This is a genomic window from Bradyrhizobium algeriense, assembly GCF_036924595.1.
Classification (GTDB): domain Bacteria; phylum Pseudomonadota; class Alphaproteobacteria; order Rhizobiales; family Xanthobacteraceae; genus Bradyrhizobium; species Bradyrhizobium algeriense.
The window spans coordinates 6,094,840-6,115,072 of record NZ_JAZHRV010000001.1 but is presented as its reverse complement, the minus strand read 5'-3'; the positions used below and the strand labels follow the sequence as shown (position 1 = coordinate 6,115,072).

Genomic DNA, 20,233 nt, shown 5'->3' with positions numbered 1-20,233 from the left:
GCGTGCGACACCAAGGGAGGCGGCGATGAACGCAAAGCAACAGGTCAAGGAACTGGTGAAGGACGCGTTTCCCTCGATATGGCTGCAATGGCATTTCATGAAGCGGCCCAAATCGGCGGAGCGGGAACTGTCCTATCTCGAGAAGGTGATACCCGATGACGCGGTGACGGTCGACGTCGGCGCCAATTGCGGGCTGTACACACGGCGGCTGGCGCGCCTATCCAGGCAAGTTCATGCCTTCGAGCCTTCGCAGCAGATGGCAAGGCTGCTGCGCCGAACCTCGGCGCGGAATGTGAGCATCCACGAGATAGCGCTGTCGGATCATGACGGCGATGCCGAGCTGTTCATCCCGCAGGGCGATGACGGCCTGGTCTATGGGCTTGCCTCGCTGGAGGCGCGAAACGATTCATCGGCCAAGATAGTCTCGGCCCATGTGCCGATCGCGCGGCTCGACGCTGTCATCGACCAGGACGTGGCGTTCGTGAAGATCGACGTCGAAGGCCACGAGTTGAATGTCCTGAACGGCGCCGTCGAACTTCTGGAGCGGTGCCAGCCGGTATTTCTGGTGGAGGCGGAAGACCGCCATCGCGCCGAAGCGACGCGCCTGGTGTTCGAATTCTTCCGAGATAAATCCTATCGTGGCTTCTTCCTGAAAGACAACGAGGTGATCGGCGTAGAGCAGTTCGATTCCCGCAGGCTCCAGGATGCCGGCGCGCTGCGGCCGGATGGCGGCCGCAAGGACGGACGGTTCTACGTCAACAACTTCTTTTTCTTTCCCCGTCATCTCGATGGCGAATCGATATTGAGCAGTTAGCTCATCGTCTCACCGCCATCTTTTGTCGGCGCGGCCAACGCTGCGCGCGGCTTTTCAGACAGGAACCGTAATGCATATAGCGATGATTGGCGCCGGCTATGTCGGGCTGGTGTCAGGGGCGTGTTTTTCCGATTTCGGGCATCAGGTCGTCTGTATCGACAGCAACGCGGAAAAGGTTGACAGCCTCAACAACGGAGAGATGCCGATTCACGAGCCGGGGCTGGCCGAACTGGTGGCGCGAAATGTTGAACAAGGTCGCCTTTCATTCGCGAGCGATCTGAAGTCGGCCGTCAGCGAAGCGGAAGTGGTGTTCATCGCGGTCGGCACGCCGTCGCGCCGCGGCGACGGCCATGCCGATCTGTCCTATGTCTATGCGGCAGCGCGCGAGATCGCGGCCGTGCTTCCGGAGCGGGCGGTGGTGGTCACCAAGTCGACGGTTCCGGTCGGCACCGGCGACGAGGTCGAGCGCATCATTCGCGAAGAGAATCCCGCCGCCACGGTCGCCGTCGTCTCGAATCCCGAGTTCCTGCGCGAAGGCGCCGCGATCCGCGACTTCAAGCATCCGGACCGGATCGTGATCGGAACGGATGACGCGCGCGCCCGCGGCGTGATGGCCGAGGTCTACCGGCCGCTTCACCTCAACGCTTCGCCGATCCTCTATACTGATCGCCGCACGGCCGAGCTGACGAAATATGCCGCGAATTCCTTTCTCGCCACCAAGATCGCCTTCATCAACGAGATCGCGGACCTTGCAGAAAAGGTCGGTGCCAATGTGCAGGAAGTCGCGCGCGGCATCGGCCTCGACAACCGGATCGGTCAGAAATTCCTGCATGCGGGGCCGGGTTTTGGCGGATCCTGCTTTCCGAAGGATGCGATGGCGCTGATCAAGACCGGCCAGGACAATGAATCGCCGGTGCGAATCGTGGAAACGGTGGTCGCCGTCAACGATCAGCGCAAACGGGCGATGGCGCGCAAGGTCGCCAACGCGTTCGGCGGCAATCTGCGCGGAAAATCGATCGCGGTGCTTGGCGTAACCTTCAAGCCAGATACCGACGACATGCGCGACGCGCCGTCGATTCCGCTGATCACCGCGCTGCAGGACATGGGCGCCGAGGTTCGCGTTTTCGATCCCGTCGGCATGGAGCAGGCGAAGAAGGTGTTCGAGAACGTCACCTTTAGCGAAAACGCCTATCGTTGCGCCAAAGGATGTCACGCGCTCGTCATCGTCACGGAATGGGAGCAGTTTCGCGCGCTGGATCTGAAGGAATTGTCCACCATCATGGCCTGCCCGGTCATCGTCGATCTGCGCAACATCTACTCCCCGGAAGAGGTGGAGCGGAACGGCTTTCTGTACTGCGGCGTGGGTCGGCCGAAATCGGTGGCGTACTGATGCGTAGAGGCCGTCATGACATCGGATAGGGTGCGCGCATGATGTCGGATCAGGCAATTCTGGTAACGGGGGCGGCGGGGTTCATCGGATTCCACGTGGCGCAGCGGTTGCTGCAGTCCGGCCACCGCGTCGTCGGGGTCGACAATCTCAACACATACTACGATCCGCGGCTGAAGGCGGCCCGGCTCGATATCCTCCGCAACGACCCGCGCTTTCAGTTCGAAAGGCTTGACGTGGCGGATCGCGTGGCGATACCGGCGCTGTTTGCGCGGTATCGCTTTCCCGTCGTCATCCATCTGGCCGCGCAAGCCGGCGTACGATACTCGCTCAGGGATCCGCACGCCTATGTCGACGCCAATCTGGTCGGCTTCACCAATATTCTGGAGGGATGCCGGCACAATGGCTGCCGTCATCTGCTGTTCGCATCCTCGTCGTCCGTCTACGGGGCCAACAGGAAGCTGCCGTTTTCGGTGCACGACAACGTCGATCACCCGATCAGCCTTTATGCCGCGAGCAAGAAGGCGAACGAGTTGATGGCGCATTCGTACAGCCATCTTTACGGGATACCGTGCACCGGCTTGCGGTTCTTTACGGTGTACGGCCCCTGGTATCGTCCCGATATGGCGCTGTTCGTGTTTGCGGATGCGATCGTCCGCGGCGATCCGGTCAAGCTGTTCAACGGGGGGCGGATGCTTCGCGACTTCACCTATGTCGACGATGTGACGGAAGCGCTGGTCCGCCTGATCGAGCTCCCGCCGCAGGTTGGGCAAGTCGGGTTGAACGGAATTCAGGACCCGGGATCGAGCATTGCCCCTTGGCGCATCTATAATGTCGGCAACAACAAGCCGCAGGAATTGATGCTCGTGCTCGGTCTCCTCGAGCAGGAGCTGGGGCGCAAGGCCAACAAGGAACTGCTGCCGATGCAGCCGGGCGACGTGCCGACGACCTATGCCGATGTTGATGATCTCGTGCGTGACGTAGGCTTCCGCCCGGCAACTCCGATCGAGGACGGCATCCACCGGTTCGCCAGCTGGTATCGCAGCTATTGCGAGGCTTAGCCGGTTGGTGGGCTAGCGCGAAAATCCCGTGGCGTGGCGCCAAATCTGTCCTTGAACGTGCGCGTGGCGTGGGCGGCATCGGCGAAGCCGCATTGATGCGCAAGCCTTGCGATCGGAACGCTTGCCAGCGAAGCCTGCCGCAGCAGTTCTTTGAACGATTCGACACGCAGGTGAAGGACATGGCGTTCGAACGTGGTCGCGCGGTCGGCGAAGATGCGATGAAAGGTTCGCTCCGAAATGCCAAACTCGGCGGCAAGCGCCGGCGCCGGTCGGATCGTGGCGATGTTTGCCCTCAGGTAAGTGTCGATCAGCCTGAACAGGCCGGGGCGGCTCAGCTCATGGCTTGCGCCGGCGGCAAGGCGCAGTATCGCCGACAGATAAGCGACGATGTCAGGCTCGCTTTGTCTTGCCGGTGCGTCCGGCACGGAGATCGCGTCGCGTACCAGCGCGGCAATCGCGCGCGCAATCGTCCCGGACAAGGGGATAGGTTTCGCGCATAGTCGCGCCGCTTCGGGGACGGATCGCAACAGCGACGAGGCGGGGACGGTGGCGATCAGCAGCTCCACGCGCTGCTCGGGACCGAACAGCCGATCCTCGAACGGACGCCGCGCGTCGTAGAGCACGCCGTATCCCGGTTCGATCGTGCTTTCGTTTCCGGCTTGCACGATCGAGCTTCGGCCGCGCCGTTGGAAATCGAACATGAATTCGTCCGAACCGGCCATGTTCACGAGCCGGGCATCGCGGGTGTAGCATTGTGGACTGCTGTCGAAGCGGACCAGCTTCGCGCCGCCGATTTCGACGAATTCGAAATGACCGCTGACGACCGCAGAGCCGAGCGGCTTGGTTTCGACACTGGCGAATGACCGGCAGATCGCCTCGGTCCAATAGGCTGTTCGCTCGGCCGGGCGGATCGGGTCGGTGGAGACGCTGATCGGCATCGTGCGAACAAGATCCGGTTTGTGGTCCGCCAGCGTCGCCCAGGACCGGTCGCTCTGGCAAGGGCCAAACCGCCGGACGTGGCAGGTTCATTCAAGACGCAGCGGCTCGGGCCGCCGTAGCCTGCGGCCAAATTCTGGAGAATTCGGTCCGATATGGTACGCACAAAGCCATCCGCCGGCACAGATGCCGGCCATCCGCTCGATCCGCTCAGCGAGACCGAAGTCGCGCTGGCGTCCGAGATATTGAGGACGGAAAAGCGGCTCGGCCCGCACGCGCGATTTACGCACGTGCAGCTCGAAGAGCCGGCCAAGTCCGACGTCCTCGGATGGAAGCCGGCAGCCGGGCTCCTGCGACGGGCCGCCGTCACCCTGTTCGACAGCAAGACCGGCGCGACGCATGTCGCGACGGTAGATCTCGATTCCAAGCGCGTGACGGCGTGGCGCGAGTATCCGACCAAGCTCCATCCCTACGGCCAGCCGCCGATCACGATCGAGGAAGTGTTCAAGGTCGGCGACATCGTCAAGGCCGACGCGGACTGGCGGCGTGCGATGAAGCGGCGGGGCCTGAATGATGAGGACATCGAGCTGGTTCAGGTCGACCCGTTTTCGGCCGGCTATTTCGACCGCGAGGTGGAGAAGGGGCGCAGGCTGGTCAGCGCCGTTTCCTATTGGCGCAAGGATCTCAAGGACAACGGCTACGCGCACCCGATCGAAGGCGTGGTCGCGCTCGTCGACCTGATCGAGAACAGGATCGTCCATCTGGTCGATGAGCCCGACGTGATTCCGATCCCGAAGAAATCGCGCAACTACGACCGGGCATCGATCCCGCAGACGCGCAAGGACGTGAAGCCGCTGGATGTGGTGCAAAAGGACGGCCCGAGCTTTACGGTCGAGGGATGGAAGGTCAATTGGCAGAACTGGTCGTTCCGTGTCGGCTGGACCGCGCGCGAGGGACTGGTGCTGCACCAGATCTCGTTTCGCGATCGTGAGCGCGAACGGCCGATCATCTACCGGGCCAGCGTCACCGACATGATCGTTCCCTATGCCGATCCGACCGCGAATCATTTCTGGAAATGCGCGTTCGACGCCGGGGAGTATGGACTGGGCAAGCTCGCCAACGCACTCGAACTCGGCTGCGATTGCCTCGGCCATATCCATTATTTCGATGTGCCGGTCGCCGACGATTACGGCAAGCCGGCCGTCATGAGGAATGCGATCTGCCTGCACGAGGAGGATTACGGTATCCTCTGGAAGCATTACGAATTCCGCAACGAAACGTTCGAGGTGCGGCGGTCACGGCGGCTCGTCATCTCGTTCTTCACCACCGTCGGAAATTACGATTACGGGTTCTTCTGGTACTTCTACCAGGACGGCACCATTCAGCTCGAGGTCAAGCTTACCGGCATCATCCAGACGGCGGCGATCGCGCCGGGCAAGCCCTATCCGTGGGGCGGCATGGTCGCTGAAGATCTCGGCGGTCCGACCCACCAGCATTTCTTCAATGCCCGCCTCCACATGATGCTGGATGGTGAGGGCAATAGCGTCACCGAGCACGAGTTCCGGCCACGGCCATGGGGGACGGACAATCCCTACGGCAACGTGTTCGATACCACGTCGCGGGTTCTCTCACGCGAGCGCGACGCGGTCCGCGAGGCCGACGGGCGGACCGGACGCTACTGGAAGATCACCAATCCCAATCAAAAGAACAGCGTCGGCGGCGCGACGGCCTACAAGCTCCTGGCGCACAGCGCGCCCGTGATGCTTGCGCAGAAGGGCTGCTACATGACCGAGCGTGGCGGCTTTGCGACCAAGCATATCTGGGTGACGCGCTACGCGCCCGACGAGCGTTATGCGAGCGGCGAATTCCCAAACCAGCATGCCGGCGGCGACGGCCTGCCGAAATATGTTGCGAAAAACCGTTCGATCGAAAACCAGGATATCGTCGTCTGGCACAGTTTCGGGGCCACGCATGTCTGCCGTCCCGAAGATTTTCCGGTGATGCCGGTCGAATATGTCGGCTTCGCGCTGAAGCCGAACGGCTTCTTTGCCGAGAATCCGGCGATGGACCTGCCGCCCGACCGAAACAGCGCGAGCCGGGATAACCGCGGGCCATGCTGCGGCTGACGGTCCACGCGTTCGCTTCTCATCTCACTACGCAAGGAGACTGACCATGAATCGCAGGAAGCTCCTCAAGGCAGCCGGTGCCGCGGTCGCCACTGGCGCCGTCGCCGCACCCGCCATCGCGTAGTCCGCGCCCGCCGTGCGCTGGCGGCTCACGACATGCGAGGCCATCTACGACAATCACATGATCAGACGGATCCGCGCCTGATCGGCGTCTGAGCAGATTCGGGGGCTTGAATTGGACATTCGTACCGGCCGGCCCGTCACGCTTGCCTCGAACGGCATGGTGACGTCGCCGCATTCGCTCGCCTCCGCGGCCGGCCTTGACGTGCTTCGCGCCGGCGGCTCCGCCATCGACGCGGCGATCGCGGCCAGCGCGGTGCTGTCGGTTGTCTACCCGCACATGACCGGTCTCGGCGGCGATGCGTTCTGGCTCGTTCACGACGGCGCGAGCGGCGAGATCCGCTCCCTCAACGGCGGCGGCAAGGCGGCGGAGGGCGCCACGCTGTCGTCCTTTGAAGCGCGCGGGCTGAATGGAATCCCGCTACGGGGCATCGTGCCGGCGACCTTGACGGTGCCGGGTGGAGTAGCGAGCTGGATCGAGGCGCACGATGCCTATGGAAGGCTTCCGCTGCGGCGTGTTCTGGAAAGCGCTATCCGGTATGCAAGCGACGGCTTTCCGGTCACCGGCCGCCTTGCAAGCTTCATCGAGATGACGCGCGATGATCTGGCGCGAGATCAAGCGGCCGCGGCGCTTTTCTTTGCCGATGGGGCGGCAGCGCGGCCGGGCACCAAGCTTGCCAACGCAAACCTGGCGCGCACGTTGCAATCGATCGCGGATGACGGGTGGTCCGGCTTTTATGCTGGGCCGGTCGCCGCCGAGATGGCACGCTTCTCCAGGGAAAACGGCGGCCTGTTTCGCCTTGCCGATTTCGGCCGGCAAAGGGCCGTCTGGGCCGCTCCCCTTGTTGGCCGCTACCGCGACGTTACGGTCTTCAACACGCCGCCGCCGACGCAGGGTTTTACCGTGCTCGAAATGCTCAATCTCGTCGAGCCCCACCAACTGCACCGAAAGGATTTCCTCGGGCCCGACCATGTCCATTTGCTGGTACAGGCCAAGCAGATCGCCTACCACGACCGCGACCAGGTGCTCGCCGATCCCGCCTTTGCCGATGTGCCGGTCGAGCGGCTGATATCGAAAGAATACGCAGCCGAGCGCGGCCGGCTGATCGACGCGAGGTCGGCATTGAAGTGGGACATGGTGCCGTCTTTCGGCAGCCTGTCCGGCGATACGGTCTATGTCGCCGCTGTCGATTGCGACGGCAATGCGGCGTCGCTGATTCAAAGCCTGTATGGCGCCTTCGGCTCCTGCGTGGTTGCGGGAAACACCGGCGTCATCCTGCAAAACCGCGGCGCGTATTTCTCGCTCGATCGCAACCATCCCAATCGTCTCGAGCCGGGCAAGATCCCGATGCATACACTGATCGCCTCGATGGCCAAGCGCGACGGCAAGATCTGGAGCGTGCTCGGCTGCATGGGCGCGGACGGCCAGCCGCAAATCCAGATGCAGCTCTATTCGGCGATGATCGATTTCGGTCTCGATATCCAGGAGGCGATCGAGATGCCGCGGTTTCTTTCCGGCCGCTTCGCCCTCGGCGAAGCGCGCGACACGCTGCATATCGAGAGCCGCTTCCCCGAAGCTACGATCGACGCGCTCGCGCAACGCGGCCACGCGATCAACCGCTGGGACGCCTGGAACGAAATGGCCGGTCACGCGCACGGCATCACCATCGACCGGCGGAACGGCACATTGAGCGGCGGCTCGGATCCGCGCAGCGATGGGGCGGCTATCGGGTATTAGGTCATCGGGTATCAGGTCAATGGATCAACGGCCCGCTCGGTCGGGCACAGCCATTGGACGGAACGACCCGCTATCGCAATGAGGTCGTCAATGGTGGTTCGACAGGACGCCATTCGCCGCAGCGTCTCTTCTTCGTCATCGGCGACCAACCTGCCGTAGTCGGCGATGTGGGCTACCAGAATTGCGGCGATCTTGCGCCTCATGAAGATGGCATCCCGCATAACTCGGTCGCAGCAAAATGCTCCCAGGTTAGGACAACCGGGACGATTAAAATCCGGTCGGCGTCAAGCGAAGCCTATCTGCCGACCATCCAGGCCGCAATACCCAAACTTCCCGTAACGTGCCAGAATCCTTAACATTTGGACCGATTGGTCTAGCGGTCGCGGGTTCTGTCGCAGCCCGAACACGCCTCGAATAGGAGCAACGCCATGCCGCTGTGGACGTGCGAACAATGTGGTGCCCAGTTTCCCGAAAGCGCTGCGCCGCCGCGGGCCTGCCCGGTTTGCGAGGACGAGCGGCAATTTGTGAACTGGAAGGGCCAGGCGTGGCTCACGCGCGAGGAATTGGCGAAACGTTACAAGCTCGTCTGGCGTGACGACCTCGACATTCCCGGCATCAGCATGCAGCCGGGTTTTGCGATCGGGCAGCGCGCGCTCCTGGTGCGTGAAGCCGATGGCTGCGTGATGTGGGACTGTGTGCCGCTGGCCACCCGCGAAGCCATCGACTACGTCCGCTCGCTCGGCGGCCTGAAGGCGATTGCCGTCTCGCACCCGCATTACTATGGCGCGGTCGCCGATTGGAGTGAGGCGTTCGGTGGCGCGCCGGTCTATCTGCATGGCGACGATCGCGCTCTTGTCACACGGCCGCATTCGGCCATCGTGCCATGGACCGGCGACAGCCACCGGCTCTCCGACGACATTGTTCTGGTGCGAACCGGCGGACATTTCGCCGGCGGCACGATCCTGCACTGGCGCGCGGGCGCGGCGGGCAGGGGTGCATTGCTTACCGGCGATGTCGCGATGGTGGCGATGGACCGCCGCTCGCTCAGCTTCATGTACAGTTTTCCGAACTACATTCCGCTCAATGCGTCAGCCGTGCGGCGGATCTGGGCTGCGGTCGAGCCGCTGGCGTTCGACCGCATCTATGGCGCATGGTGGGGCCGCAACATCGCCGACAATGCAAAGGCGGCGTTCGAGATGTCCGTCCAGCGCTATATCGCGGCGATCTCCGGCTGAGGAATAGGGCAAGCTCGACTGCGCCGCGCGGCAAGCGTGTCGTCGATCATCGCAGACACCGGATGCGAGAGCCTGCTGGCTCCCGCAGCCGCAGCATGACCATGAACTAGAGCGGGATGACTTTTCTTCGAATCGTCATCCCACTCTATCTCTTTGATTTACGCATGATCTTTTCGGAAAACCGGTACCCACTTTTCCGGATCATGCTCTAGCTAGCGGTTGCCGGCGCCGACTGCGGCTACGCCTCGGGTCATGGGCGCCGCCTTTCGCGCCGGCTGCGGCGGAATAGTTCCGCTTTTGGACTCGTTGAGCCAGCCGCTGAGGCGCGACATCAACCCTGATTGTTCGGCAGTCCGCGGCTCCTGCACGAAGGGGTCGGTGTAGCACCTTGCGCCCGCGGCCTTGGCAATCCGCGCCACCGCGTCGGTCATCGCCGGCGCGCCCGCGGTATAAACCACATCGTCCGGCGACAGCTTTGGCAAATGATCGGTCGGCCGGCCGCTCTGAATCGCGTGCGAGATTTGCTGCGGCTCCGACACCATCGGGATCAGCCTGACATTGGGAAACAGCGCCAGGCGGCACAGCGCGGCATGCATGTAGAGCGAGCGGATGCTGCGGGCCTGCACGATGAAGACCATTTCGCGCTGCGGCTGCTCCATGATCGCGGCGACCGCGACCGACCACATCGGGGCGAAGCCGGTACCGCTGGCGACGAGAACGATGCGGCCTGCGTGGCCTTGCCTGAAAAAGGCGCGGCCATACGGTCCCGTCAGCTTGACGCGGTGCCCGGGGCGGATTTCCTGGCCGAGCGCCGAGGATACCAGCCCGTCCGTAACCTTTCGGATGTGAAAGTGCAGCATGTGATCGTGGGGAGCGCCTTCCAGCGGAAAAGTCGGGCTGTAGGACCTCGCCGGAAAGCCCTGAAACTGCAGCTTGCAATATTGGCCGGGAAGATAGTCGAGCGGCTTCGGCAGTTCGATGTCGACGCCCACCACGTCGGGCGCGAGCTGCACGGTCTGCGCCACTTCCGCCGACAGCGCCACCGGTTCGGGAGCGGCCTCGATCGCAATCTCGAGATCGGAAACGATCCGGGCCTGGCAGGCATGGATCATGTCGTCGCCGCGGCTGTGGCCGCCGAACACCTGGCCGTCGACCAGGCGCACGCGGCAGGCGCCGCAGATTCCGGCGCGGCAATCGTGCGGAAGATCGACGCCGTTCATCAATGCCCAATCGAGCAGAAGCTCGCCGCGATTCGCCAGAAACGGCTCGTCGTTGATCGTGACTTTGCAAATCTTTGACATTTATTCCACCTCGATACGAATCGGCCGAACGTGCCGTGTATGTCTGATCTGGCTGTGGTCGAAAGCGGCGACCCGCATGAAGACGCCGGTCTTGATCGGCACGTCAAACTGGCTTGTGGTGTCAAGCCGGCGTCGCACCTCGAGCGCCCAGAGGCCGGAGGCCCAGCGGGCTGCGCATCGAACGTCGGCACGGTCGCCGGAAAATTCGCCGCCCACGATGACGCCCGGGATCACGGTTCCGGTCGGGATGCGGGCGTCGACATCGGTCGAATAGGCAACTGAATCCTTCTCGGGCATGAACCAGCGCGCGCCGTCGCTCTCGCCATGATTGGGATCGAGGTCGATATCGCCCATCGCGTCCGTCGTGGCGGCGACGACTTTGGGCAGGCGCAGCGGGGCGATCAGGCGGCTGCGGCGCGGGCCGCCTGACACGTCGGCCTCGATGGTGAAGTTGTCCCGGTAGTTTGCCGTTCCAGGGTCGGCTGCGAAGCCGCCCTTGTAGGGAACGACGTTGGCCGCCTGCATCGGGGTCGGATTCAACGGAGGCCCGAAATGGGCGTCGTCCATCCATCCGGTCGCGCCGCTTGTGGCCTTCCACTGCCAGACGTCGGCGTAGCCGGACGCCGTGTAATGCAGTCCACGGCCGCTCATGGTGGCCGGCGCGCCGGCAACCGGCTGCGGCCCCGGATGAAAGGTTCGGCCGCCGGCCAGCGTGACATCCGATGTGGTCAGCAGCACCGAAAACTTGTCTTCGTTGTATTGATGCTCGTCGCCGAGCTGAAAGCCGGAATGGAGCAGATGCCATCCATCGGCTTCCTTGACGAGCGGGAGGTGCTTCAGCGAGCGCGTCGAATCCTGCCAGGTGAATAGGAAGTACGCATAGGTGCCGTCATGCACCGCGCGGACCTCGATTCTGGCTTCGCCTTTGCCGTCGAAGTTTCCGCCTTCTCCGGTCAGCAGCGAAAACGGCTTGACGCCACGCCAGGCCCGATCGGACGTGTCGCCGTCGAGGGTCGGTGCGTCGGCGGCGTTGATGCGGCGAATCTGCACACTGTCCACCGCCAGCCGGTCGGTAGCTACGATGAGCGAGGCGCCAGTGATCGCGGCGGCGGCCGCGACCACGAACGCATTGGCCTGCAGGGTCGGGTTTCGCGATCGCGCAGGCCCGGCCGGGGGGCGGGGCGCCGGATCCGGCTCAGCCGTTCGACCGCGGCGCATCTCTGCGCGCGGCTGCAGCGGGTGGGACGAGGCATCGGGCGGCGCGTCCGGGTTTTCAGGTCCTTGCGAACGCGCCGACTGCTCGGCCAGCATGCCCAGCAGTTCGACGGCATCGAGCCGCGGCGGCGGCGCAGGCAGCGGGGCGGGACGAAAAATGCGCAGCAGTTGCGAAGCGCCGCCGCTTTTGAACTGGGTCAAGACATGCAGGACGACAAAGGCGAGGATCACCCAGGTCCCCACCCAGTGCAGCATCGCCACGTCATAGCCGGAGTAGAAACCGAAATAGAGCGCGCCGCCGCTGACCAATAGCCCGGCCATCGTGACAAAGAAAATCCAGTACATCAGGGCGATCACGGCGCTCAACCTCGCCTGCCCGCGGCAGACAAACAGCCCGCGCAGGCGAACTTTGTCGATCTGAACGCGGCGGCCGAGTCCGGAGCGGAGCATGTAGACGATGTAGCCGATCGCCACCGCGACCAGGACGATGGCGGCCTGCATATGGGCGATCCATACGCTGTCACGCGGCAGAACGGCGTCGAACCAGTTGATCCAGGTACGGTCGGGTGTTTCGGTCGCGATACGCAAGCCGGTAACGAGCGCAACGGCGAAGGCTGCCACGAACGTCCAGTGTAGAATGATGGTCCCATAGTCCGTCTTACGCTGCCTCACGCATACGCCCCGCTACTTCACTTCCGAGGCAGCAACCGCGCCGATTTCCTCCAAACCGCCGATGTCGCCGCCGTACTAATGATGGTCCCCAGAGCCGTCATTGAGGCCATCGTCTAAAGATTTGCGGCGCAGGCCGGCTAAAACCTGTTCTCTGCGCCCGCTGCGTGCGCCGGATCGGCGAACGCGTTCTTTGCTCGATGTGTCGGCCTCCAGCATCCCCGGGACATGGGGACGGCTGGAGGCCGCGCCGCGCGCCGCTATCCCCACGTGTGATGTAAATGATGTGTCAATTCGGGCATGCCCGATTGGCTGTGATCGACGACGGTCGTGGGGGCTTCCGTCGTAACAATGGTGACCGGCACATCGCCGGTCGCGATGGTGGAAACTGGCGGCGAGGCCTGGGTTTCGCTGGCGCCGACGATGTTGACGGCCTGCTGTCCAGGCGAGTTCGGCGGGCCCTGCGCAGTCATGCTTGCCAGATCGATATCCCCCGTAACGATATCGGTGATATCGCCACTGATGTGCTGTGCCGCACCAGGAGGGACCTCCCCCTTGTGGATATGGCTGAGTTCGAGCTGGATCTGCTGCACGATCTCGTCGGCATCGTCGACGGTCAACCCAACGAACAGATCGGGGTTTGCAGCTATCAACGCTTCCATCTCCGCTATCGCAGCATCGAGGTTCTCGTCGATCTGCGCCGTGTTTTCGGCATCGCCGGCCTCCGCCAGATGGGTGGTCTCCGCCGAATTGGCGTCCGGCGCGGTGGCCTCCGTCTTGTCAGCGGGGGCATCCTCGCGCGCCGGGATTGGTTCGGTTACCCCGTTCTGCGTCCCCGGATTCGCCAGCACGGGATCGGTATTGACGGTGTTGAGAATACTGAGATGGCTGGCGCGGAGCGTTTGTTCTGCGCCGGGCATGCCTCCTCCACTCACCGAGGCGTTGGCTGCCGAGATGGCGGTGGTGATGTCGGACAAGATCGCCTGAACATGGCCGAGCGCGGCGCCGGAAAACTGCCCCGCATTGATCCCGGCCAGCAATCCGCTCTGAGCCGCCGCGAGATCGTTCGTATGGGGCGTCACGCTTCCGGATACCTTGCCGCCCTCCTCGGGGCCGTTCTGCCAAACGTCGCCGACCAGCGACCGCGTCGTACCATTGAAGGTCGTGCCGAGGTCGAGAAGATTCGGAGGGGTTGAGGAGCCGGGCGCATGCCTGGCAGGCGGCGTTTCGTCGGGAGGGGGCACGGCGGACGGCGATTCCGGAGCGGCTTGCGGACTCGCGACCTCATCGATCGGCAAATCGGCGTCGCGAAGATACTCCTTGTCAGCGAAGCCCGCCATCATTCGTCCCCTGCTATTCACTCAGTTTCATGACGTATGGGCGCAATCCTCCGCCAGAAAGCAGGATGTGCGCACGATGAAGGATCACGGAGCTTCGTGGCGTCATTCGGCCGACACAGCGACCAATGAGCGCCGAAGCAAGGTTATAGACGGACGAATCCATGACGCGCGGCGCGCCGAAAAACGGCGAATTAGACGCGTTCGAAAGAGGGATATCGCAGCCCATGTCGGCGTCCATCGCGCAAATCCGGGACGCTGTCCCTCCCGTGCCGGAATTTTGCTCGGCCGCGCACACCGGATAGGCGACAACGAGGCCTTTGCCACCGTTCTACCCAGGAGCGAACTTGAACAATCGGCATTCGTCGCATTCTCGCCGAAAAATGGTCTGCATCGCGCGTCAAGGAGACTTGCAGGGAGACCCGCTCGAGCGGGTCGAAGGGCAGTTCAATGAGTATCGCTCAGGGTCAGGCACAGAGCCGAGCGCGGGCAGCACCGACGCCCCGCGCAATTTCCGGCCTGTTATCGACGCTGGCTGCCGACGATCCCGTCGCGACCGCGATGCGCGCGAGCGCGCGCCGCATGATCGGCGTCGCCGTCTTCAGCGGCGTCATCAACATCCTGATGCTGTCAGGCTCGCTTTATATGTTGCAGGTGTACGATCGGGTGATTCCGAGCCGTAACCTCGCGACCCTGTTCGGCCTGTCCTTGATGGTGCTGATCGCCTACGTGGTGCAGGGATATTTCGATGCGATGCGGTCGCGGATGCTTTGCCGGATCGCAACGCTGTTCGATGGCGCGCTGCAGGGGTCGATCCATTGGGCGCTCGCCACCTTGCCGCTGCGCGGGGTGAAGCCGGTCTTGATGCAGCAGCCGCTGCGCGATCTCGATCAGGTGCGCACCTTCATGTCGGGCCTGGGGCCGACGGCGTTCCTGGACATGCCGTGGATCCCGGTCTTCCTGATCGGGCTGTTTCTGTTTCATCCGCTGATCGGCTTCACGGCGCTGCTTGGCACCGCGGCGATCATTGCCATGACGTTGGTGACCGAGCGGATCTCGCGCGGCGCGACCAAGGCGGCAATGGACCTGAACGCGCAGCGGCAGGTGCTGGCGGATGCGACTCAGCGCAACGCGGAAATCGTGCGCGCCCTCGGCATGACGGATCGCCTGACGGCGCGCTGGTCGCAAGCCAACGAGCGGTACCTGCAGGAAAACATCCGCGCGACCGACGTCTATGCCAATCTCGGCTCGAGCGCGAAAGTGCTGCGCTACGTCCTGCAATCGGGAATGCTGGGCATGGGCGCCTATCTCGTCATCGCCGACAAGGCGTCGGGCGGCATCATGATCGCGTCCTCGATCCTGATGGGGCGCGCGCTCGCGCCTGTCGAAATCGCGCTTGGCACCTGGAAGCAACTGTCCGCAGCCCGCCAGGGCCTGGCGCGCCTGCGCGACATCTGCAAGGCGACCGCTCAGCCTCCGGCGCCGCCGGTCATGCTGCCGCGTCCCGTCCGCGAATTGTCCGTGCAGAATCTCGCGGTGGCAGCACCGGGCTTCGACATGCCGATCGTGTCGGGTGTCACGTTTTCGCTCAAGGCCGGCTCCGGGCTGGCGCTGTTGGGCGCGAGTGCGTCAGGCAAGACCTCGCTCTCGAAGGCGCTGGTTGGAATCTGGCCGGCGCATCGGGGCGCCGTGCGGCTCGACGGCGCGTCGCTCGATCAATGGCGCAACGAAGATCTCGGCCGGCACATCGGCTATCTCCCGCAGGATGTTGGCCTGTTCGACGGTACCGTGGCGGAGAACATCTGCCGCTTCGACGAGCACGCGAGTTCGGATGCCATCCTGAAGGCCGCGCAGATCGCAGGTGTCCATGACATCATCCTGCGCCTGCCGGAGGGCTATGCGACGCGAATAGGGCAGGGCGGCATGTCGCTGTCGGCTGGCCAGAAGCAGCGGGTAGGGCTGGCGCGGGCGGTGTTCGGCGATCCCTTCCTGCTCGTGCTCGACGAACCCAACGCCAATCTGGATGCCGACGGTGAGAACGCCTTGACGCGCGCTATCGGGATCATGCGCCAGAACAAATCCATCGTCGTCGTCATCTCGCATCGCCCGAGCGCGCTCTCCGCGCTCGATATGACGATGGTGCTCTACGAAGGCAAGGCGATCGCGTTCGGCCCGAGCGCAGAAGTGTTCGCTCGCGTCCGCAACGCTGGCGGCAAGGGGCCGTCGGGATCGCCGCAGCCCCCGCCGCAGGCCAAGGCAGAACAGCGCGCATCGCTTGCCGAGAGTGTTTCATCATGAGGGGTTTTGACCACGTGCATGCCGATGAAAGAGTTGCGCGCCAGCGGTTCGGCGGAACGGATGACGACGTCGCGGCGCCGCAAGGCCAGGCGCTGATCCTCGAACTGCAACGATTGCGACAGGCTTTCGAGCAAGACCAGCGGCCGCCGCTTCGCCGCCCGGCGAATGACGAACCAGGTCCGGGCGCGCGGCGTTCGCGCCAGGCCCGGCCGAAGCGGTCGAAGAAAAAGGGCAAGATGGGACGGGTGCTGGATTGGCTCGGCCCCTTCGGATCCCAGTCCGAGGTTCTCGATCCCGAGCCTCCGGCGCCGCGGGGCGGACGCAGCGCGCGCGAGCCGCAGTTCATGGCCCCGCCACCGGCGAGCGGCATGCGCGGCCCCGCGGGCAATGCTCCCTCAAGCAATGCTCCTTTAGGCAATGCTCCCTCAAGCAATTCCTGGCGGAATGAACGGCAGGCGCGCGGTCCGATCATCGCGCCCGATGATCCGTCGCTCATGAACATGCCGAGGTCGCGGCCGGAGGTTTTGTCGATCGACGACACACGGCTGCCACCGCGCATCGAGGCTCCCCAATTGGCGCCGCCGAGCCCGGCGGGCCCGGTGCCGCGCGAACGTTCCGTGACGGGGGTCGTCCGCAATGGCCTGACCGCCGGCGTCGCATTCCTTGCCAATCGCGATGGATCGGCGGATGTGGCGGGCGCGCCCGGCGAAAGTATCGTAGTCCGGGCGGCGCGCGCCTTTGAGGGCGAATTGCGCACCGGCTTGCGGGCGCTGATCGTTGTCGGCGGGTTGGCAGGTGGCTGGATGGCGCTGGTGCCGTTGTCGGGCGCCGTCGTGGTGCCGGGCAATCTGGTGGTGCAGTCCAACGTCAAGGCCATCCAGCATCCGACCGGCGGCGTGGTCGCGCAGATCCCGGTCCATAACGGCATGCGGGTCACCGCCGGCGATCTGCTGCTGCGGCTGGACGCGACGCAGGCGCAGGCCAGCCTTCAGGTGGTCAGCAAGCAGCTCGACGATATGCGGGCGAAGATCGCGCGGCTGGTCGCCGAGCGCGACGGTCAGCCCCGGCCGGCGATTCCGCCGGAAATGTCGGCGCGGCTGGACGACCCCAATGTCAAGACGCTGCTTGCTTCGGAGGCGTCGCTGTTCAGGGCGCGGGTGACGGCACGCGAGAGTCAGAAGGAGCTGCTCAAGAGCAAGGTATCGCAGCTTGGCGAGGAGATCGTGGGCCTGGAGGCGCAGGTCGCATCCAAGGCCAAGCAACTGGAACTGATCACCGGCGAACTCACGGGCGTGCAGGAGCTGTTCGACAAGCGCCTCGTGCCAATCGCGCGGCTCACCGCCTTGCAGCGCGAGAGCGCCAGGATAGAAGGTGAACGTGGCCAGTTGATCTCAACCATCGCCGAGACCAAAACAAAGGTCGACGAGGCGAAGCTTCAGATGGTCAGGCTCGACCAGGATGTGCGGACGGAAGTGGTCAAGGAGCTCGGCGAGGCGCAGGGCAAGGAAGCAGAACTCAGCGAACGAAGCGTCGCAGCGCGCGATGTCCTCGAGCGCATCGAGATGCGCGCGCCGACGTCGGGTGTGATCCATCAGCTAAACGCGCACACCATCGGCGGCGTCATTCGCGCCGGCGACACCGTCATGGAGGTGGTGCCGGATTCCGATGATCTGCAGATCGAGGCGCGGTTGCAGCCGAACGACATCGACCAGGTGCGGAAAGGCCAGCAGGCTTTCGTCCGCTTCTCGGCCTTCAACCAGCGGGTAACGCCGCAGTTGATCGGTCAGGTGTCGTATGTCTCGCCCGACACCACCCGCGACCAGCAGACCAGCATGTCCTATTTCACGGTCCGGATCATGCTGCCGGAAGAAGAGCGCCGGCGGCTGGCCGGGCTGCAGCTCTCCTCGGGCATGCCCGCGGAAGTGTTCATGCAGACCGGCAGCCGGACCATGCTGAGCTATCTGTTCAAGCCGATTCTAGATCAATTCCAACGCGCTTTTATCGAGCGGTAAGGGGGCGGGCACAGGCGTCTGGCGGGGCCCGGCAAAGCTTGCCACCCCGGATGGCATCGTTATATCAGGGCTTTCCTTTGGCCCTGTTCCCTGCGAGCCCCGTATGACCACCACCACTGCGCCCGAATCCCAGCCGTTCCAGGCCGAGGTCGCCGAGCTTCTGAATCTGATGGTGCACTCGGTCTATTCGGAGACCGACATCTTCCTGCGTGAGCTGATTTCAAACGCATCGGATGCCTGCGACAAGCTGCGCTATGAGGCGATATCGGCGCCTGAGCTGATCACGGACGGCGCGCCGCCCAAAATCCGCATCGCGCCGGACAAGAAGGCCAATACGCTTTCCGTCGTCGACAGCGGCATAGGCATGGACCGGCAGGAACTGATCGACAATCTCGGCACCATCGCACGCTCCGGCACAAAATCCTTTCTCTCCCGCCTGACCGAGGCCAAGGACGGCACCAATCTGATCGGCCAGTTCGGCGTCGGCTTCTATGCGGCGTTCATGGTCGCCGAGCGCATCGTCGTCACCAGCCGCCGCGCCGGTTCCGATCAAGTTTTTGTCTGGTCGTCCTCGGGCGGCAGCGGGTTTGAAATCGCGCCGGCCAGCGACGAGGAAGCCGCCCGCGTCACGCGCGGAACCGAGATCGTCCTGCATCTGAAGAAGGATGCAGCGAAATATCTCGAGACGCACGAGATCGAGCGCATCGTCCGCGCCTGGTCCGACAACATCCAGTTCCCGATCGAACTGGTGCCGGAGGAGGGCGAGCCGCGCCAGATCAACTCGGCCAGCGCGCTATGGCAGCGGCCGAAATCGGAGCTCTCGCCGGAGGACTACAAGCAGGCCTATCAACAGATCGCCGGCGCCTTCGACGAGCCGGCGATGACGCTGCATTATCGCGCCGAGGGTCGGCAGTCCTATGCGGTGCTGCTGTTCGCGCCGTCGACCAAGCCGTTCGATCTGTTCGATCAGGCGCGCAAGGGCAAGGTCAAGCTTTATGTCCGCCGTGTCTTCATCGCCGACGACGCCGATGTCTTGCCGGCTTATTTGCGCTTCATCCGCGGCGTGATCGACAGCGAGGATCTGCCGCTCAACATCTCCAGAGAGATGCTGCAGAACAATCCGCAACTCACCCAGATCCGCAAAGCCGTCACCGGCCGCGTGATATCGGAGCTGGAAAGCCTCGGTGAAAAGGAGCCGGAAGCGTTCGTCAAAATCTGGGACGCGTTCGGCCCCGTGATCAAGGAAGGCATCTGGGAGGATTTTGAGCGCCGCGAGAAATTGTTGGGCTTGTCGCGCTTCACCACGACCAAGGGCGAGAAGCGCGCGCTCAAGCAATATGTCGAAGATCTCAAGCCGAACCAGACCGACATCTATTACCTGACCGGCGACAGCATCGAACGGCTGAAGGCGAACCCGAAACTGGAGTCGGCAACCGCCCGCGGCATCGAGGTGCTGCTGCTGACCGATCCGGTCGATGCGTTCTGGACCTCAGGCCAGCTCGATTTCGGCGGCAAGCCGCTGAAGTCGCTGAGCCAGGGCGATATCGATTTCGCCCTGATCCCGCTATTGGATGACAAGGCCGAGGACAAGAAGGAAGATTCCGGCGCAGATGAAGCCACGACGATTGCGCTGATCAAGGACGCGCTCGGCGAGCGCGTCTCCGACGTGCGCGCCTCGCAGCGGCTGACGGCGAGCGCGTCGTGTCTCGTTGCCGGCGGCGACGCGCATGACCGCATGCTCGAACGGCTGCTGGCGATGCAGAACAAGGCGCCCACCACCAGGCCGATCCTGGAGATCAACATGCGCCATCCCCTGGTCGCGGCGATTGCCGGCGACAAGGAGGCGGCCAAAGATCTGTCGTTCCTGCTGTTGGAGCAGGCGCAGATCCTCGACGGCGAGTTGCCGGAAGACCCGGCCGCGTTTGCCAGCCGGCTCAATCAGCTGGTGCTGCGGGGGCTGGCGAAGGGGTAGGACGATCTGTCG

The 20,233-nt window shown here is 63.8% G+C and carries 16 protein-coding genes; 10 read left to right on the top strand and 6 right to left on the bottom strand.

Translation table 11 applies throughout. From position 1 onward, the window contains the following. Nucleotides 1-25: 25 nt before the first annotated feature. The 3 genes from V1286_RS29550 (at nucleotide 26) to V1286_RS29540 (ending at nucleotide 3,262) form a co-directional block, all read left to right on the top strand. Nucleotides 26-814, top strand: coding sequence for an FkbM family methyltransferase (locus V1286_RS29550; protein ID WP_334485608.1), 789 nt, complete (start codon nucleotides 26-28; stop codon nucleotides 812-814). Between the two features lie 70 nt (nucleotides 815-884). Further along, on the top strand, nucleotides 885-2,204 hold the full coding sequence (locus tag V1286_RS29545; protein ID WP_334485606.1) for a UDP-glucose dehydrogenase family protein: 1,320 nt from the start codon (nucleotides 885-887) through the stop codon (nucleotides 2,202-2,204). A 41-nt stretch (nucleotides 2,205-2,245) separates the two neighbouring features. Beyond that, nucleotides 2,246-3,262: an NAD-dependent epimerase gene (locus V1286_RS29540; protein ID WP_108521086.1), complete on the top strand. Its 1,017-nt coding sequence runs from the start codon at nucleotides 2,246-2,248 to the stop codon at nucleotides 3,260-3,262. Here the strand turns inward: V1286_RS29540 and V1286_RS29535 are convergent. After that, nucleotides 3,259-4,200, bottom strand: coding sequence for a helix-turn-helix domain-containing protein (locus V1286_RS29535; protein ID WP_334485604.1), 942 nt, complete (start codon nucleotides 4,198-4,200; stop codon nucleotides 3,259-3,261). The two genes, V1286_RS29540 and V1286_RS29535, sit on opposite strands and share 4 nt — an antisense overlap. A gap of 153 nt (nucleotides 4,201-4,353) precedes the next feature. Here V1286_RS29535 and V1286_RS29530 point away from each other — a divergent pair, with 153 nt between their 5' ends. The 3 genes from V1286_RS29530 to ggt all read left to right on the top strand — a co-directional run bounded on the left by V1286_RS29530 (nucleotide 4,354) and on the right by ggt (nucleotide 8,182). Continuing rightward, on the top strand, nucleotides 4,354-6,324 hold the full coding sequence (locus V1286_RS29530) for a primary-amine oxidase (protein ID WP_334485602.1): 1,971 nt from the start codon (nucleotides 4,354-4,356) through the stop codon (nucleotides 6,322-6,324). 46 nt (nucleotides 6,325-6,370) lie between these two features. Beyond that, the gene (locus tag V1286_RS39055) at nucleotides 6,371-6,448 is read left to right on the top strand and encodes a twin-arginine translocation signal domain-containing protein (RefSeq protein ID WP_417021289.1); all 78 of its coding nucleotides are present in this window, start codon (nucleotides 6,371-6,373) and stop codon (nucleotides 6,446-6,448) included. Nucleotides 6,449-6,559: 111 nt separating this feature from the next. Then, nucleotides 6,560-8,182, top strand: coding sequence for a gamma-glutamyltransferase (gene ggt / locus V1286_RS29525; protein WP_334485600.1), 1,623 nt, complete (start codon nucleotides 6,560-6,562; stop codon nucleotides 8,180-8,182). Nucleotides 8,183-8,193: 11 nt separating this feature from the next. On the opposite strand, the gene V1286_RS29520 is transcribed toward ggt, so the two are convergent. Beyond that, the gene (locus tag V1286_RS29520; protein WP_334485598.1) at nucleotides 8,194-8,385 is read right to left on the bottom strand and encodes a hypothetical protein; all 192 of its coding nucleotides are present in this window, start codon (nucleotides 8,383-8,385) and stop codon (nucleotides 8,194-8,196) included. 225 nt (nucleotides 8,386-8,610) lie between these two features. Here V1286_RS29520 and V1286_RS29515 point away from each other — a divergent pair, with 225 nt between their 5' ends. Continuing rightward, on the top strand, nucleotides 8,611-9,417 hold the full coding sequence (locus V1286_RS29515; protein ID WP_334485596.1) for an MBL fold metallo-hydrolase: 807 nt from the start codon (nucleotides 8,611-8,613) through the stop codon (nucleotides 9,415-9,417). A 212-nt stretch (nucleotides 9,418-9,629) separates the two neighbouring features. On the opposite strand, the gene V1286_RS29510 is transcribed toward V1286_RS29515, so the two are convergent. From V1286_RS29510 to V1286_RS29495, 4 genes are all read right to left on the bottom strand, one after another. Then, nucleotides 9,630-10,718, bottom strand: a complete 1,089-nt coding sequence (locus tag V1286_RS29510; RefSeq protein WP_334485594.1) for a 2Fe-2S iron-sulfur cluster-binding protein — start codon at nucleotides 10,716-10,718, stop codon at nucleotides 9,630-9,632. Further along, nucleotides 10,719-12,605: an ethylbenzene dehydrogenase-related protein gene (locus tag V1286_RS29505; RefSeq protein WP_334485592.1), complete on the bottom strand. Its 1,887-nt coding sequence runs from the start codon at nucleotides 12,603-12,605 to the stop codon at nucleotides 10,719-10,721. A gap of 257 nt (nucleotides 12,606-12,862) precedes the next feature. Beyond that, on the bottom strand, nucleotides 12,863-13,942 hold the full coding sequence (locus V1286_RS29500; protein ID WP_334485590.1) for a hypothetical protein: 1,080 nt from the start codon (nucleotides 13,940-13,942) through the stop codon (nucleotides 12,863-12,865). Nucleotides 13,943-13,955: 13 nt separating this feature from the next. Next, on the bottom strand, nucleotides 13,956-14,180 hold the full coding sequence (locus V1286_RS29495; protein ID WP_334485588.1) for a hypothetical protein: 225 nt from the start codon (nucleotides 14,178-14,180) through the stop codon (nucleotides 13,956-13,958). 341 nt (nucleotides 14,181-14,521) lie between these two features. On the opposite strand from V1286_RS29495, the gene V1286_RS29490 reads away from it, so the two are divergent. The 3 genes from V1286_RS29490 (at nucleotide 14,522) to htpG (ending at nucleotide 20,221) form a co-directional block, all read left to right on the top strand. Then, the gene (locus V1286_RS29490; RefSeq protein ID WP_334489985.1) at nucleotides 14,522-16,237 is read left to right on the top strand and encodes a type I secretion system permease/ATPase; all 1,716 of its coding nucleotides are present in this window, start codon (nucleotides 14,522-14,524) and stop codon (nucleotides 16,235-16,237) included. Beyond that, nucleotides 16,234-18,249 carry an HlyD family type I secretion periplasmic adaptor subunit gene (locus V1286_RS29485; RefSeq protein WP_334485586.1) on the top strand — a complete coding sequence of 672 codons (2,016 nt, stop codon included), beginning with the start codon at nucleotides 16,234-16,236 and terminating at the stop codon, nucleotides 18,247-18,249. The genes V1286_RS29490 and V1286_RS29485 overlap by 4 nt, the downstream gene beginning before the upstream one ends. Nucleotides 18,250-18,352: 103 nt before the next feature. Continuing rightward, nucleotides 18,353-20,221 (top strand): molecular chaperone HtpG, encoded by a 1,869-nt coding sequence (gene htpG / locus V1286_RS29480; protein ID WP_334485584.1) that lies wholly within the window; start codon nucleotides 18,353-18,355, stop codon nucleotides 20,219-20,221. Nucleotides 20,222-20,233: the final 12 nt, after the last annotated feature.

Coding starts and splice junctions, on each gene's coding strand:
- V1286_RS29550 (WP_334485608.1), top strand. CDS start 26: ATGAACGCAAAGCAACAGGTCAAGGAACTGGTGAAGGACGCGTTTCCC.
- V1286_RS29545 (WP_334485606.1), top strand. CDS start 885: ATGCATATAGCGATGATTGGCGCCGGCTATGTCGGGCTGGTGTCAGGG.
- V1286_RS29540 (WP_108521086.1), top strand. CDS start 2,246: ATGTCGGATCAGGCAATTCTGGTAACGGGGGCGGCGGGGTTCATCGGA.
- V1286_RS29535 (WP_334485604.1), bottom strand. CDS start 4,200: ATGCCGATCAGCGTCTCCACCGACCCGATCCGCCCGGCCGAGCGAACA.
- V1286_RS29530 (WP_334485602.1), top strand. CDS start 4,354: ATGGTACGCACAAAGCCATCCGCCGGCACAGATGCCGGCCATCCGCTC.
- V1286_RS39055 (WP_417021289.1), top strand. CDS start 6,371: ATGAATCGCAGGAAGCTCCTCAAGGCAGCCGGTGCCGCGGTCGCCACT.
- V1286_RS29520 (WP_334485598.1), bottom strand. CDS start 8,385: ATGAGGCGCAAGATCGCCGCAATTCTGGTAGCCCACATCGCCGACTAC.
- V1286_RS29515 (WP_334485596.1), top strand. CDS start 8,611: ATGCCGCTGTGGACGTGCGAACAATGTGGTGCCCAGTTTCCCGAAAGC.
- V1286_RS29510 (WP_334485594.1), bottom strand. CDS start 10,718: ATGTCAAAGATTTGCAAAGTCACGATCAACGACGAGCCGTTTCTGGCG.
- V1286_RS29500 (WP_334485590.1), bottom strand. CDS start 13,942: ATGGCGGGCTTCGCTGACAAGGAGTATCTTCGCGACGCCGATTTGCCG.
- V1286_RS29495 (WP_334485588.1), bottom strand. CDS start 14,180: ATGGACGCCGACATGGGCTGCGATATCCCTCTTTCGAACGCGTCTAAT.
- V1286_RS29490 (WP_334489985.1), top strand. CDS start 14,522: ATGATCGGCGTCGCCGTCTTCAGCGGCGTCATCAACATCCTGATGCTG.
- V1286_RS29485 (WP_334485586.1), top strand. CDS start 16,234: ATGAGGGGTTTTGACCACGTGCATGCCGATGAAAGAGTTGCGCGCCAG.
- htpG (WP_334485584.1), top strand. CDS start 18,353: ATGACCACCACCACTGCGCCCGAATCCCAGCCGTTCCAGGCCGAGGTC.